13 protein-coding genes are annotated in these 14,367 nt (G+C 69.0%); 8 read left to right on the top strand and 5 right to left on the bottom strand.

Annotated features, from left to right (window positions below; all coding sequences use genetic code 11):
* Nucleotides 1-39: 39 nt before the first annotated feature.
* Nucleotides 40-831 carry a helix-turn-helix domain-containing protein gene (locus ACGFH6_RS14250; RefSeq protein WP_393383671.1) on the bottom strand — a complete coding sequence of 264 codons (792 nt, stop codon included), beginning with the start codon at nucleotides 829-831 and terminating at the stop codon, nucleotides 40-42.
* A gap of 127 nt (nucleotides 832-958) precedes the next feature.
* On the opposite strand from ACGFH6_RS14250, the gene ACGFH6_RS14255 reads away from it, so the two are divergent.
* Nucleotides 959-1,375, top strand: a complete 417-nt coding sequence (locus ACGFH6_RS14255; protein WP_393383673.1) for a hypothetical protein — start codon at nucleotides 959-961, stop codon at nucleotides 1,373-1,375.
* On the opposite strand, the gene ACGFH6_RS14260 is transcribed toward ACGFH6_RS14255, so the two are convergent.
* On the bottom strand, nucleotides 1,362-3,158 hold the full coding sequence (locus tag ACGFH6_RS14260; RefSeq protein ID WP_393383674.1) for a DEDD exonuclease domain-containing protein: 1,797 nt from the start codon (nucleotides 3,156-3,158) through the stop codon (nucleotides 1,362-1,364). The two genes, ACGFH6_RS14255 and ACGFH6_RS14260, sit on opposite strands and share 14 nt — an antisense overlap.
* A 186-nt stretch (nucleotides 3,159-3,344) precedes the next feature.
* Here ACGFH6_RS14260 and ACGFH6_RS14265 point away from each other — a divergent pair, with 186 nt between their 5' ends.
* The 7 genes from ACGFH6_RS14265 to ACGFH6_RS14295 all read left to right on the top strand — a co-directional run bounded on the left by ACGFH6_RS14265 (nucleotide 3,345) and on the right by ACGFH6_RS14295 (nucleotide 11,590).
* On the top strand, nucleotides 3,345-4,652 hold the full coding sequence (locus tag ACGFH6_RS14265) for an NYN domain-containing protein (protein WP_393383676.1): 1,308 nt from the start codon (nucleotides 3,345-3,347) through the stop codon (nucleotides 4,650-4,652).
* 163 nt (nucleotides 4,653-4,815) lie between these two features.
* Complete coding sequence (locus tag ACGFH6_RS14270; protein WP_393383678.1) at nucleotides 4,816-5,046, top strand: hypothetical protein; 231 nt, start codon at nucleotides 4,816-4,818, stop codon at nucleotides 5,044-5,046.
* A gap of 216 nt (nucleotides 5,047-5,262) precedes the next feature.
* Nucleotides 5,263-6,315: an NlpC/P60 family protein gene (locus tag ACGFH6_RS14275; RefSeq protein WP_393383680.1), complete on the top strand. Its 1,053-nt coding sequence runs from the start codon at nucleotides 5,263-5,265 to the stop codon at nucleotides 6,313-6,315.
* A 98-nt stretch (nucleotides 6,316-6,413) separates the two neighbouring features.
* Nucleotides 6,414-7,871 carry a hypothetical protein gene (locus tag ACGFH6_RS14280; protein WP_393383681.1) on the top strand — a complete coding sequence of 486 codons (1,458 nt, stop codon included), beginning with the start codon at nucleotides 6,414-6,416 and terminating at the stop codon, nucleotides 7,869-7,871.
* Nucleotides 7,864-9,108 (top strand): M48 family metallopeptidase, encoded by a 1,245-nt coding sequence (locus ACGFH6_RS14285; protein WP_393383683.1) that lies wholly within the window; start codon nucleotides 7,864-7,866, stop codon nucleotides 9,106-9,108. Before ACGFH6_RS14280 ends, ACGFH6_RS14285 begins: the two co-directional genes overlap by 8 nt.
* On the top strand, nucleotides 9,105-10,223 hold the full coding sequence (locus ACGFH6_RS14290) for a glycosyltransferase family 4 protein (protein WP_393383685.1): 1,119 nt from the start codon (nucleotides 9,105-9,107) through the stop codon (nucleotides 10,221-10,223). The genes ACGFH6_RS14285 and ACGFH6_RS14290 overlap by 4 nt, the downstream gene beginning before the upstream one ends.
* 215 nt (nucleotides 10,224-10,438) lie before the next feature.
* The gene (locus ACGFH6_RS14295) at nucleotides 10,439-11,590 is read left to right on the top strand and encodes an alanine--tRNA ligase-related protein (protein ID WP_393383687.1); all 1,152 of its coding nucleotides are present in this window, start codon (nucleotides 10,439-10,441) and stop codon (nucleotides 11,588-11,590) included.
* Here ACGFH6_RS14295 and ACGFH6_RS14300 read toward each other — a convergent pair whose 3' ends face one another.
* The 3 genes from ACGFH6_RS14300 to ACGFH6_RS14310 form a co-directional block, all read right to left on the bottom strand.
* Entirely contained in the window at nucleotides 11,591-12,565 is a 975-nt protein-coding gene (locus ACGFH6_RS14300; RefSeq protein ID WP_393383689.1) for a DMT family transporter, read from the bottom strand. It lies immediately after the preceding gene.
* Nucleotides 12,566-12,636: 71 nt separating this feature from the next.
* Nucleotides 12,637-13,308 carry a hypothetical protein gene (locus ACGFH6_RS14305; RefSeq protein ID WP_393383691.1) on the bottom strand — a complete coding sequence of 224 codons (672 nt, stop codon included), beginning with the start codon at nucleotides 13,306-13,308 and terminating at the stop codon, nucleotides 12,637-12,639.
* A 26-nt stretch (nucleotides 13,309-13,334) separates the two neighbouring features.
* Nucleotides 13,335-14,312, bottom strand: coding sequence for a DUF5937 family protein (locus ACGFH6_RS14310; protein ID WP_393383692.1), 978 nt, complete (start codon nucleotides 14,310-14,312; stop codon nucleotides 13,335-13,337).
* Nucleotides 14,313-14,367 lie beyond the last annotated feature (55 nt).

The following is a 14,367-nucleotide window of genomic DNA, read 5'->3' on the forward strand; positions in this document are numbered from 1 at the left end:
ACCCCTTGACCTGCTGCCAGCACGGACGACGCAACGGGATCAGACCGGATCCAGACGCCGGAGGGCAGCGGCGGTCGAGGGATCGGCGGGAAGGAAGGCCTCCATGCGCAGCTCGGACACGGTGACGTCGAGGGCCGTCCCGAAGCGGGTGAGGGTCGTGATGAGGCCCAGGTCGCCCTGCGCGGATCGCAGGCGCAGCGGTACGGCGAACCCGAGGTGGCCCGGGGTGAGGTCTGGCCGAGGCGGGATCAGCCCGGTGAGCTCCTCGATGAGGGCATCGGACTCGGGAGCCGGGTTCTGCGCGGCCTCGCGCGTCAGAGCGTCGATGACATGCCACGACCACTCGGGGAAGTTGAGGATCCTAGGAGCGAGGCCATCGGGGTGGAGAAGCAGACGTGGAATGTTGATCGGTGCGGTCAGCAAGTCATCCGAGATCCCAGCGGTGAGGACGTGGAACGTCCGGTTCGCGAGCACCAGGTCGCCACGTCGGTCGACGGCGACAGCCGGGTACGGCCGGTGGCCCTCGAGGATCTCGGTCAGCGCGGTCCGGATCGCCCCGAGGCCCGCTCCGTCGTACGGCGTCTCGTCGTACGCGGGGGCGTACCCGCCGGCGAGCAGCAACGCGTTGCGGTCGCGCAACGGGAGTTGAAGCGACTCGGCGAGCCGGATGACCATCTCGCGGCCGGGGATCGAGCGGCCGCTCTCGATGAAGCTGACGTGACGTTGGGTGGTGCCGGCGCGTACGGCGAGCTCCAGTTGGCTGACGCGTCGGCGCGTCCGCCAGCGGCGAAGGTCAGCAGACAGCTCGGATGGATGGGTTGTCGTCAGCACGCGTTCTGTCTAACGCAGGGCACCGACAGTTCTCGCGTCATACCTGGCAGGGAATTGTTCGCCGGCAGGCGTTCTCGGCAAGGTCGTAGCCACGGCGGCAACCGGGTCGCCGGTGGAGGAGGACGACGTGAAGAACTCAGCTGAAGAGCTGGCCGATCGATATGTGACGGTCTGGAACGAACCGGACGCGGAGGTACGGCGGAAGACGGTCGAAGAGCTGTGGACGGCGGATGGGGTGCACCTGCTCCAGCCGCCGGAGGAGATCGTGAAGCGGGCGAACGAGATCGGGGTCCACGCGGTCCTCGAGGTTCGTGGCTACGACGATCTGTACCGGCGGGTGACGCGGGCGTACGACGAGTTCGTGGCGCCTGGGCAGTTCGTGTTCCGGCGGCACGGCGACGTGGCCGCGCTGAGCAACCTGGTGAAGTTGCGGTGGGCGATGACGCCTGCGGACGGGGACGAGGTCCTTGCCGTGGGCATTGATCTGTTGCTGGTCGATGCCGACGGGCGGATCGAAAGGGACTATCAGTTCATCGAGGCGTGAGCGCGGGCCCCACTGGGCGCATTCGGCGGCGGCGCTCAGTGGGGTGCTGGTGTTGCTCGGAATGGGCGTTGTCGAGTCGGGTCAGGTGGCGGGCGGCGCCGGAGATCGGGCAGGTCCAGGTGCCGTCCATCTCGACCAGGCGAATGCCGGGCTGGTCCAGCCAGCGGAGCACGAGGTCGATCTCCTCGGGGGAGGCTGAGGCGACCGGACCGATCCCCGGAAGCACCGTCTCGGCAGACGCCCGGAGCATGTCGAGGTACTTGCGGGGATCCGTGCCCCGCGGGCTGATCCCGGCGGCCGCGAGCCGGCCGCGGCGGATCACGTGCAGCTCCCAGCCGCCGTCGTCAGTACGCCGGGCCGCGCAGATCTCCGCGCAGCCGGTCACGGACGCCATCCGCTGCATCCGCGCCGAACTCCGCACGAACGCACTCAACCGATCCCGATGTACGGCGGCGTCCTCGAACCGCTCGTCCGCCGACAGCAGGTCGATCCGCCGGTCGAGAGCCTCGACCACCGGCGTCGGGTCCGCGGTGAGCGCGGTCCGCAGCGCCGTCACGAATTCGCCGTACGAATCGGCGGAGATCCGCCCGTCGCACGGCGCCACGCAGCGGCCCATCTCCGCCAGCACGCACGGAGACAGCTGTGGCGTACGCGACATCCGCGCCGTGCACTGCCGGATCGGGAACGCCTCGTGCAGCGCCGCCATCGCCCGCTCCGCCGTCTTCCGCGAGCTGAACGGCCCGAGATAGCCGGCGTCGTCGTCCCGCACCTGTTTCACCAACGACAGTCGCGGAAACGGTTCGACAGTGACCTTCAGCCAGTGTTGCCGCTCCGGGAACTTCGACCTGCGGTTGTACCGCGGCTTGTGCTCCGCGATCAGCCGCAGTTCGCGGATCTCCGCCTCGAGCGACGTACCGCACTCGATCCCGCGGACGCCGGTCGCGATGCCGATCATCTCGCCGATCCGGGTGCGGGTCTCGGACGCGGTGAAGTACGACCGCACCCGGTTCCGCAGGTCCTTCGACTTCCCGACGTACAGCACTTCGCCGCGGTCGTCGGTGAACAGGTACACACCCGGTGCGTGGGGCAACGTTTCGGACAGATGCCGCTTGGCTCGCACGGCCGGCGCGACACGGGACGAGAACGTCTGCAGGTCCTCCAGCGTCTGCACGCCCAGCGAGCCGACGCGTTCGAACAGCCCGTGCAGTACGTCGACCGTCGCGCGGGCATCCGACAACGCGCGGTGGTTGGGCGTCGTGGTCGCGCGGAACAGCTTGGCCAGCGTGCCGAGCTTGCAGTTCGGTGCCTCGTCGGGGGTGATCACCCGGCGCGCCAGCAGAGCCGTGTCGACGACGGCGAAATCGGGCCAGTCGTACCCGTGCACGAGGCTGTCGTGCTTGAGGAAGCCCATGTCGAACGGCGCGTTGTGCGCGACCATCACGCAGCCCCTGGCGAACTCGAGGAACGCCGGCAGCACCGAATCGATCCGGGGTGACGAGGCAACCATCAGGTTCGTGATACCAGTCAGCACGGCGATGAACGGCGGGATCGGATCGGCCGGGTTCACCAGCGTCTGGAACTCGCCCAGCACCTCGCCGCCACGCACCTTCACCGCGCCGATCTCGGTGATCCCGGAGTCGCCCGGCGCGCCACCGGTGGTCTCCAGGTCGACGATGCAGAACGTGATGTCGCGCAGCGGCGTACCCAGGTCGTCGAAACTCGGCTGGACGCCACGGATCGGCATCAGCGGTTCCGGTTCCGGCGCGCGCACTGGGCTGGTCATGTCCAAGACGCTAAGAGCCCCCACCGACAATTCCGCAGGTGACACGCGAGAGAGTCGACTACGCTCTCTGTATGCGTACACAGGCGATCACCGCGAAACCGGCCGAAGTGCCGGGCCGTTGTGGTCTGCATCACTGGCCACGGTCTTCGTGCCGCCAGGCCATCGTCCGGGCCGGACTGCGGACCGGTGACTGAGACAGGCACCGCCGCGAGCTCCGCCGCTACCTCCTTGCCCGAACCGGTCCGGCAACGGGTCCTTGCCCTCGCCGCGCATGCTCTCGGCCAGCTGCCCGCGTCCGACATCCCGGCGCCGCTGCGCCGGTTCGCGAGTTTCGCGCCGGCCAAACGGGCGAAGCTGTCGGCGTCCGTGCTCGGCCCGATCCTGGAGACCGACGACCACTTCCGCCGGCTCGCGGCCTTCCAGGTACGCCGGGAGCACCCGGAGCTGGGCGATGCGGTCGCAGACGGTGTGCCGGTGCCGGCCGCGGACCCGGTCGAGGTCGCGGCGCTGGCGTACCTGCTGCGTCCTGACGACTGGGAGCAGCACATCACGGCGGCCGCGCAGGTCCCGGTCGAGTCGCCACGCGCCGACGAGGAAGCCGTCACCAGACTGTCCGACCAGCTCGACCAGGCCCGGACCGAGACGCGGCAGGTCCGCGAACGGCTCCGCGAACAGGTCAACGAGCTCAAGGCCGAGAACGTCACGCTCCGGCGCAAGCTGAACGAGGCGCGGCAGCGGATCAGCGGCCTGCAGAGCGATCTCGAACTGCGGACGACGGAAGCCGAGACGGCCGACGAACGCGTCGACGCCGCACGCGCCGAAGTGGAGCGTGAGCTGCGCAAGCTCCGCGCCCGCATCACCGAACTGGAAGCGCTTGACTACGCGGCCCGTCGTACGGCGGGACAGGAACGGGAGATGGCGTCGACGCGGACCAGACTGCTCCTGGACACGTTGCTGGAGGCAGCGAGTGGGCTGCGGCGTGAGCTGGCGCTACCGCCGGGGGGAGACCTCAGACCGGCCGACACGGTCGCGGGGACGGAGCCCGAGGCCGCTCCGATGGGGCGGACGGCTCCGGACGACGATCCGGCCTTGTTCGACGAACTGCTGGCGTTGCCGCAGGTGCATCTGATCATCGACGGCTACAACGTGACGAAGACCGCATGGCCGAACTCACCGCTGCATTCGCAGCGTCAGCGGCTGGTGACGGCGTTGGGTGCGCTGGTGGCGCAGCGCCGGATCGAAGTGACGGTGGTGTTCGACGGGGCCGAGCTGTCCGGACCGGTCCAGTTGAACCCACCGCGAGGTGTGCGCGTGCGGTTCAGCCCGGCCGGAGTGATCGCGGATGAGGTGATCCGGCAACTGGTCCGGGCCGAACCGCCGGGACGCCCGATCGTTGTCGTGTCGACCGATCGCGAAGTTGCCGAAAGCACCATCAAGCTCGGCGCCCGCTCACTCTCTGCCACCACTCTGATCTCCCGCATCGCCCGCGCCTGAGTCAGAAAACCCTCCCCAGCCAGGCGGTCCTCGGGCGGAGCCCGATGGCCGGACCGCCGGAAACTGTCGGAGGAGGTCTCTAGCGTCCTTCTCAGCCGGATGCAAGTCCGGGTGCTTCCCCACTTTGGAGGACGTTGTGCTGATCGACTGCGACGCTTGTGTGATGAAGGGCCCGGGCTGCCAGGACTGTGTGGTCACGGTGGTGCTGGGCTTCTCGGCCGAACGGTCCGGCACCCTGCGGATCGACGACGACGAGCGGGCCGCGCTGGACGCGCTGGCCGAGTCCGGGCTCGTGCCGCCGTTACGCCTCGTGCACGCCGTCAGCAGCATCGAGCCGGACGCTGCTGCCCAAACCCCTGACGGGGAAGGTGAAACGGCCGTTGGGTCGGGGTGATCCTTCGTTAATTTTGGATCAAACCCGAGGGGCGAATTGCACTGGTCACGAAACGGTCACTACTGTTACGTCTCGTTGCCTCAGGGTGTCGGCTGATCAGGCCGGCCGGGCAGCGGCAATGCCGAGGGAGTGACCCGTCGGCGGATGTGGGTGCAGACCCGCAGCCGGCGTGGTCGACGGGGACGGCGTCGAGCAGAGGAAGGGACCGACCGGGCTGTGTCCATCGGACGCATCAACCGCACCAAGGGAATCGCCCTCGCCGCCATCACCAGCACGGCTGTCGCTGCGGGCGTGATCTTCATCCAGACGGGAGCGGACGCGGATCCGAAGCCCACCCTGGACCAGGCCAAGAAGCAGGTCGCCACGCTGCAGCACAAGGCTGAGGAGGCCGGTGAGTCGGCCAACGATCTGCGCGGGCAGATCAGCGCCTCGGCCGTCCGGGTGAAGGCGCTGCAGGCCGGGATCGCGAAGCAGCAGGCCCAGGTGGACGCGGTGAAGCGGCAGATCGGCTCCCTGGCGGTCGCCGGGTACCAGACGTCCGGGATGACGACGACGGCCCAGTTGCTGCTGTCGACGAACCCCGACCAGTTCCTCAGCCAGGCCTCCACCGCGCAGGCGTTCGCCGGCCAGCAGAACTCGGCCCTGCGCCGGTTCCAGCAGGCCCAGGGCAAGCTTGGCGACCTGCAGGCCAGCGAGCAGTCCGAGCTGGCCTCGCTGAAGGCCGTGCAGGCCCAGCAGGACACGCTGAAGAAGCAGATCCAGACCAACCTGGACGCCGCCGAGAAGGTCCTCGACAAGCTGAGCGACGAGGAGCGGGCGAAGATCCAGGCGGAGAACGAGAAGGAAGCCGAGGACGCCCGGGACGAGCGCCCGAGCCGTGACGAGGACCGGATGGACGACAGTCTTCCGGTGCCGGTCAGCGGCCGCGCCGGGACGGCGGTCCAGGCGGCGATGGCCCAGCTCGGCGACTCCTACGTGTGGGGTGCCGACGGGCCCGACTCCTTCGACTGCTCCGGCCTGATGATGTACGCCTGGGGCAAGGCCGGCGTCTCGCTGTCGCACTCCTCGAAGGCGCAGGCGAGCGAGGGCCGCCGGGTCAGCAAGAGCCAGCTGATGCCGGGCGACCTGGTCTTCTACTACTCGCCGATCAGCCACGTCGGGATGTACATCGGCAACGGCCGGATCGTGCACGCGAGCCGCCCGGGCAAGCCGGTGAAGACCGACCCGATCGACCTGATGCCGTACAACACCGCGGTCCGTCCGGGCTGACCTGCACCCTTGACATACTCTTCGGCTCCGGGGCACTTCCCCCGGAGCCGAGTCGTTTCACGATCGTCCAAGTGCTCTACTGTCGGAGGAGGCACGTAGTGTCCCGCCTGACTGGGGCAGGTGAGCAGCGAGGGGCCGAGGTGATCGAGGAGCAGGGCGACACGGTGCCTCTCCCGGTGGTTTCCCCGGACGATCACCGATCGCAGCCGTTCATGCGCAAGCTGCCACCGACCTTCGGTCCGATCGTGAAGAAGGTGGCGCTCGGCCTCGCCGTCTGCCTGGTCGCAGGCGCCGGGTACGCCGGACTCCGGCAGATCGCCGACGCTCCGGCCGATCCGAACTCGCCCGTCGCCCAGCCGCCGCAGACCTCCACGACGCCCGACGAGGCGGCCGAAGGGGTACGACGAGCCGTCGCCGGCGAAGCCGTGTTGCAGAAGATGGCCGACGCGGTCGAGAACGACAACCGCACCGAGTTCCTGGCCACGATCGACCCGCGGGCGGCCGAGTTCCGGGCCACCGCCCGGACGATCTTCGCCAACCTGACCAACCTCCCGATCGGCGCGTTCACGCTGCGCTACGTGAGTGACGACACCGGCGCGCTGACGCCGGACCGGCAGACCGAGCTCGGCGGTTCCGAGTCCTGGCTGGCCCAGGTCGAGGTCTCCTGGCAGCTCGCGGGCTACGACACCAAACCGGCCCGCGAGATGCTCCCGGTCACCTTCGTCTCCCGCGACGGGACGACGTACGCGGCCTCGTTCTCGGAGCGGTTCGTGGCCGGGCAGCGGCGGCCGATCTGGACGCTCGGCCCGATCGACGTGGCCAAGAGCGACCACAGCCTGGTCATCAGTCTGGGTTCGGAGTCGGATGCGAAGGCCTACGTCGCGGTTGCGGATCGTGCGGCCGAGTCGGTCAGCAAGGTCTGGGGCAAGAACAACTGGCGGCAGAAGGTGATCGTCTACCTGCCCGCCAAGCAGGCCCAGATGGAGGCCGTCCTCGGCGCCGCGCCGAACACCTATACCCAGATCGCGGCAGTCACGATGGCAGAGCTGGACACGCCACAGGTCGGTGCGCCGGTGCGGATCGTGGCGAACCCGAAGCTGTTCGAGGAGCTCGGCAAGCAGGGCCGGCGGATCGTTCTCACCCACGAGACCACGCACGTCGCGTCGACCGCCACCGCGTCGCCCGTCCCGCTCTGGCTGGCCGAAGGGTTCGCGGACTACGTCGCCTTCACCGCCGTCCCTGTCCAGGACGAGTCGGCTGCGAAGGAGTTGTTCAAGGCGATCCGGGCGGGCGACGTACCGGCCACTCTGCCCACCACACAGTCGTTCGCGGCGTCGGCGAAGGACCTCCCGCAAGCGTACGAGTCGGCCTGGCTCGCGTGCCGGTTGATCGCCGAGCGCGAGGGGCAGAGCAAGCTGGTGAAGTTCTACCGCGCAGTGCACGCGTCGAAGAGTTCGACGGGGCTGGCGGACGCGTTCAAGTCGGTCCTGGACATGACCGAGGCCGAGTTCGTCGTCGAGTGGCAGAAGTACCTCAAGAGGCTCGCCGGTGTCTGAGTCGGCCGCGCGGTGGGTGCCCCGTGCGTCCGCTCTGGTCCTCGCCGTCGCCCTGGTCCTGGCGATCGTCGTCACCACGCCCTGGCATCTGATCGACCTGCCCAGGCCCGAGACGGCACTGGACTTCACCCCGGCCGAGATCGGCCGCCAGAACGCGTTCCGGCACGAGCTGTTGCCGTGGTCAACGACCTCCTGGGTGCTAGCGGTCCTGGTCCCGCTGGTGATCGGCTTCAGCCCGCTCGGCCCCCGCCTGTACGACGCGATCCGCCTTCGCCGCTGGTGGATCGTCGTACCGCTGCTGGTCGCCGGGCTCGGGCTGCTCACCAGCCTGATCACCGTGCCGACCGACGTGATGGCCGAGCGGGTCTCCCGCAAGTACGGTCTCTCGGTGCAGGACTGGGGCCTGTGGACCCGCGACCGCGCGGTCAACTGGCTGCTGATGTCGTTCGCGCTGGCGGTCGTCGCCCTCGGCCTGATCGGACTGGCGAAGCGCTGGCGGCAGGGCTGGTGGTTGCCTGCGGCGATCGCGGCGGCGGTGCTGGTTCTCGGGGTCTCGTTCGCCTACCCGGTGCTGGTGGAGCCGCGGTTCAACTCGTTCACGTCGATGCCGGCCGGCGCGCTGCGCGACGACCTCATGAAGCTGGCCGCGGACGACGGCGTACCGGTCAAGGACGTGCTGGTCGCGGACGCGTCGAAGCGCACAACCGCCTTGAATGCTTACGTTTCCGGCTTCGGCTCGACCCGCCGGCTGGTCGTCTACGACACGCTCCTGAAGGACACCCCGACGGCGCAGATCCGGCTCGTGGTCGCGCACGAACTCGGGCACGCCGCGGAGGACGACGTACTGCACGGCACGTTGATCGGTGTCCTCGGCGCCGCCTTCGCCGTGACGCTGCTCAAGTTGTTGCTCGGGGCCCGGATGGCGGACCCGCGCCGTACTGCGATGCTGCTGGCCCTGATCGTCGCCGGTACGACGCTCGCCTCTCCTGTGCAGAACCTGGTCAGCCGCAAGATCGAGGCCCGCGCGGACTATCACTCGCTCCAGCTGACGAACGACCCGCAGGACTTCGTCGCGATGCAGCACGACCTGGCGGTCACGAACATCTCCGGTCTGGACCCCAGCCGCTGGCGGTACTGGATGTTCGCCACCCACCCGACCGCGCCGGAGCGGATCGCGATGGGCCGGGCCTGGGCCACCGCACACGGCGAGACCGTCCCACCGCTGGTCGACCGATGACCGTGCTCGTCGTCACCAACGACTTCCCGCCACGGCAGGGCGGGATCGAGACGTTCGTCCGGTCGTTGTGCGATCAGCTCGACGAGGTCGTCGTCTACACCTCCCGCTCACCCGGCGACGCGGCGTACGACGCCGGACTCCCGTTCCCGGTAGTGCGGGACCGGACCACGATGTTGTTGCCGACGGCCCGGGTCACGAAGTACGCCGCACGCCTGATGCGCGAGTACGACGCCGACCGGGTGCTGTTCGGCGCGGCCGCTCCACTCGGCCTGATGGGCCCGTCGCTCCGACGGGCCGGCGCACGGCGGATCGTGGCGATGACCCACGGGCACGAGACGTGGTGGGCCGGCGTACCCGGAACGAGGCAGGCGTTGCGGCGGATCGGCGACGCCGCGGACACGGTGACGACGGTGTCGTCGTGGTGCGCGGACCAGATCGCCCCGGCGCTGTCGCCGGCCGCGGTACGACGGATGCGGCGGTTGACGCCCGGGGTCGACACCGAGCGATTCTTCCCGGACTGCGGGGGAGAGCAGGTCCGCAAAGGACTCGGGCTCGAGGGCGTCCCGCTCGTCGCGTGCGTGTCGCGGCTGATTCCACGCAAGGGTCAGGACACCCTGATCCGCGCCTGGCCTCGCGTCCTGGCCGCCGTACCGTCGGCGATGCTCCTCCTGGTCGGCGGCGGTCCCGACCGCGAGCGGCTCGAACGGCTCGCGTCAGCGGTCGGTGTCCGGTCGTCGGTGGTGTTCACCGGACCGGTTCCGTGGGCGGACATCCCGCCGTACGTCGATGCCGCGGACGTGTTCGCGATGCCGTGCCGGACCCGGCGGCTCGGGTTCGAGCCCGAGGCGCTCGGGATCGTCACGCTGGAGGCGTCCGCCACCGGGAAGCCGGTCGTGGTCGGGGATTCCGGCGGCGCCGGCGACACCGTCCGCCACGGCGAGACCGGCTACCTCGTCGACCCCTACAACCCGGTCCCGGTCGGCGTCCGCATCGCCGAGCTCCTGTCCGATCCCGCACACGCCCGGGCGATGGGCGCGGCGGGCCGTGAGTGGGTACGACGCGAGTGGTCGTGGGACCGCAGCGGCGCCGTACTGCGGGAGCTGCTCGACGTGTGACCAGAACGTGGTGGACGAACCTGTGGTCGGTTCGTGTACTCTGCGGATATGCATCAGATGTCCCGACTTGCCGCAGCCGTACGAGCTCAATGCTCTCCGGCTGCCGCGGCCTGACATCCTGAAACTTCCACCGGCGACCGGAAACGGTTCGCCGGTGTTGTTGTTTCCGTAGCCCGGTGGTCTGGTTCCGGTCAGTACAGACAAGGACCAGAATCATGACCATCACCAGGACTTTCATCGACTTCTTCCTCGACCGGGGCCACGTTCCGACCACGGGTTCCACGCTCATCCCACGGCTGGGTGATCCCGTGCTGTTCACGACCTCCGGGATGCATCCGCTGACGCCTTATCTGGAAGGGGAACCCCATCCACTGGGGCGCAGACTCACCGGTGTGCAGCGATGCCTGCGCACCACCGACCTCGACGAGGTGGGGGACCCGACCCACCTCACCGTGTTCGAGATGCTCGGGTCGTGGTCGCTCGGGGACTACGGCAGCGGCCAGACCCTGCGCTGGGGCTACGAGTTGCTGACCGAAGGCTTCAAGATCGACCCGGGCCAGCTGTACGTGACCGTGTTCGGCGGTGACGACCAGGTCCCGCTCGATCAGGAGTCACTGCACACCTGGCAGGAGCTCGGCGTGCCGATCGAGCTGACCACCGACGACAACTGGTGGTCGAACGGCCCGACCGGTCCGTGCGGGCCCGACTCGGAGATGTTCGTCTGGACCGGCGAGGGCAGCCCGGGGGGTACGCCCAGCACCGACAAGCGCTGGGTCGAGGTGTGGAACCACGTGATGATGCGGTACCGCCGCCTCGACGACGGATCGCTCGAAGGACTGAAGCAGCAGAACATCGACACCGGACTCGGCCTCGAGCGGCTCACGATGCTGCTCGAGGGCAAGGACTCGGTCTACGAGACGTCGCTGTTCGAACCGTGGATGCGGATCGTGCCGACGCTGTGGCGGCTCGACGAGCAGTCCCAGCGGATCGTCATCGACCACCTGCGCTCCAGCATGGTGATCGTCGGCGACGGCGTGCACCCGTCGAACACCGGCCGCGGCTACGTGCTGCGCCGGCTGATCCGCCGGGTGCTCACGATCCTGTGGCGCGACGACGAGTCGCGGACGCTGTCCGACCTGCCGCTGGAGTTGTTCGAGCACACGCTGAACCACTTCCACCAGGGCGAGACCGTCACGCTGGTGCGGCGGATCCTGATCGACGAGGAGATCCGGTTCAGCAACCTGCTCGACCGCGGCCGGAAGGTGCTCAGCCACGAGCGTTTTCACAAGTCGCTCGACGACACCGACTACGAGTACCTGCACGAAACCCACGGTCTGCCGCGGGAGCTCGTGGACTCGTTGCGGTAGTCAGATGCCGGCCGGGTCCAGGACGTCGGTGCGGGGAGTGTCGGAATCCGGGATCTCCGGAGGTGCGACCTTCCCGACCGACGACTGGGCCACGAAGGCGCCGGCCAGCACGATCACGCCGCCGATGATCTGGTTGGTGCGCAGTGTCTCGTTGAGCAGGATCCAGGCGAAGATGCTGGCGGCAACCACCTCGACGTACGCGACCGCGCCGCCGATGGCCGCCGACAGCCGCTGCACCGCGGCCGCGCCGGCCAGGTAGGCGACGACGGTGCTGACGACGATCAGCCAGCCGGCCAGCACCCAGCCCGGCGCGTGCCGGTCGCCGATCGCGATCGTGTCGGCCAGCGCGTGCCACGGGATGCCCCACGGTGCCGAGATCGCGGTCAGCACAACCGCTCCGACCACACTGCCGGCCGCGGTCATCACCAGCGGATCCGCGGCGCCGGTCAGCTTCTCGATCAGGATGAAGTACGTCGCCTGGCACGCGGCCGCGGCGAGACCCGCGATCAGGCCGACCGCGTCGATCTGTACGCCGGACCAGATCTCCACCACCGTGGCCAGGCCGATCAGCGCGATGCCGACCCCGACCGCGGCGGTCCGCGGTACGGCGACCTTCTGTCCGAACTTGAGCCACGCGACCACGAGCACCGGCCCGGAGAACTCCAGCATCAGCGCGACGCCCACCGGTAGCCGGCTGGCCGCGATGAAGAACAGTGTCTGGCAGCCCGCGATCCCGGTCAGGCCGTAGAGGACGAGGGCCTTCCAGGACGCGCGGGCGGCGCGCAGACCCGCGGAGCCGCGGAACGCCAGCGCGAGCGGCACGAGCAGGGCGGCGGCGCCGAGGATGCGTAACCAGGCCGCCTGTTCCGGTGAGAAGCCGGCACCGATCAAGGCCTTGGCGAACGGCCCCGACCCACCGAAAGTGACCGCGGAGAAGACCGCGAACCCCAACCCCACCGACTTCGTGCTGTACATGGGCATAACAGTCTCATGCCCATTACATGGCTGTCGAGCGCGATTCTCGGCCAGAGAGACGCGCCCGGTGGTCAGAGCACGTTGATCGCGCGCGCCGCGACGATCCCGACGGTGAGCAGTGCGATCGCCGACTGGATCGTCATCAGTGTCTTCACCCGGGCCGTCAGCGGCATCGTGTCGGTCGGGCTGAACGCGGTCGCGGCGGTGAACGCGACGAACAGGTAGTCGGTGAATCCGGGCAGCCAGCGGTCCCAGCCCGGCAGGTCGACCGTCATCTGCGGGAACAGCAGGTCCGCCCGCTCCGCCTCGCGCTCGTGCTCGGGCGCCCGGGCGAACGGCCCGCCGCGATCGATCTCCCAGTACCAGACGGCGAAGGCGACGACGTTCGTCACCCAGATCAGGAGTGCCGCCTTGACCAGCACCCTGCCGTTGTCCGCCTCACCGGAGCCGAGGAAGACGATCAGTCCGGTCAGATAGAAGGCGTTCACCAGTACGAGCACCGCGAGCAGCACGATCTCGACCCAGCGCAGCCAGGGCTCGTCGCGGGTCAGGTGGAACGGGTTCGCCCAGACCAGCGGGATCAGGAGGGCCCCGCCGATGGCGGGCATCAGCCAGCGCGGCAGTGTGCTGATCTCGGTCGGCACGAGCAGTTGCAGGACCAGCGCCGCGATCACCGCCAGCGAAGCCGGCCAGCGCCGGATGTGACGCATGCTGGGTGCCGCAGTCTTCGGAACCGTGTTCACTCCAGCATTCTGACCCCGGACCGCCCTCAACCGACGGAGGCGTCGACGACCGCCTGTCCCACTTCGGTACGTCGGTAGTGCACCTGATGACCTGTACGACGCCGTGACGCCAGACCGGCGTCGTGGAGCGCGGCCAGATGCTCGGCGACCGTGGCCAGTGCCAGTCCGTACTCCGCGGCGAGCGCACTGGTCGTGGACGGCGGATCCAAGGCGACGAGGAGGGTGGCGCGGGTCCGACCGAGCAGACGGGCGAGGGGGTCCGGGGGAGCGGGCGCGTCGGACCAGAGCCGGGCGGCCCCGCGGGCTGGGTAGACGACTGTCGGTTGGTACGTCGGGTCGACGACCATCACGAGGTACGGCCACTGGAAGACACCTGGAACGAGGAGGAGCCCCTGGCCGGTGAGCTCTCGATCCTGCTCGCGGTAGCGGGCCGCGATGAGACGGTCGTCCTCCCAGCTGAGCGTGGGGTGCAGGTCGTCGAACAATCCGGCCAGTCCGCCGTCGGTGAGTTGCCGGCCGCGATAGGCGATGTCGTCCTCGAGGACGCGGCTGATCATTGGCCAGTCGGGCCGGATCAGCGTGGTCCAAGCGGTCTCGATCTCGTCCGCGAGCCGTTCTCGCGCTCCGGCCGGGTCCTCGAGCATCCGGTTGATCTCGGGCGCGGCGGGATTGTTCAGTTCGTCGCGGGACCGGATCAGCTCGGCCCGGACCCGATCGAGCGGCGTACTGCGGACCCGGGCGATTTCGGTCGCGAACTTCGCCCGGGACGCCTTCGGTGGCGGCGTCAGGAAGTCAGGGGTGAACCCGACGCGAGGCTGCAGCGCCTTCAACCCGCGCAGGTCCAGCTGAGCCGCGGCCTCCCGTTTCGCCGCGACCCACGGCATGTACAACTGCCGGTGCTTCAACCCGTGCAGCACCCGCACCGCGGACATCGTCTCCCACAGTTGCGAGGCCCCGAACCGGCACCGCAGTGCGTCCTTCTGCGTGAACCGCAACACCGTCATCGCACAGAACTTTCGGCCACACCCAAAACTCTACGCCCGGCCCTTCCCCGTCGTG

This window comes from Kribbella sp. NPDC049227 (genome assembly GCF_043197265.1).
GTDB lineage: Bacteria > Actinomycetota > Actinomycetes > Propionibacteriales > Kribbellaceae > Kribbella.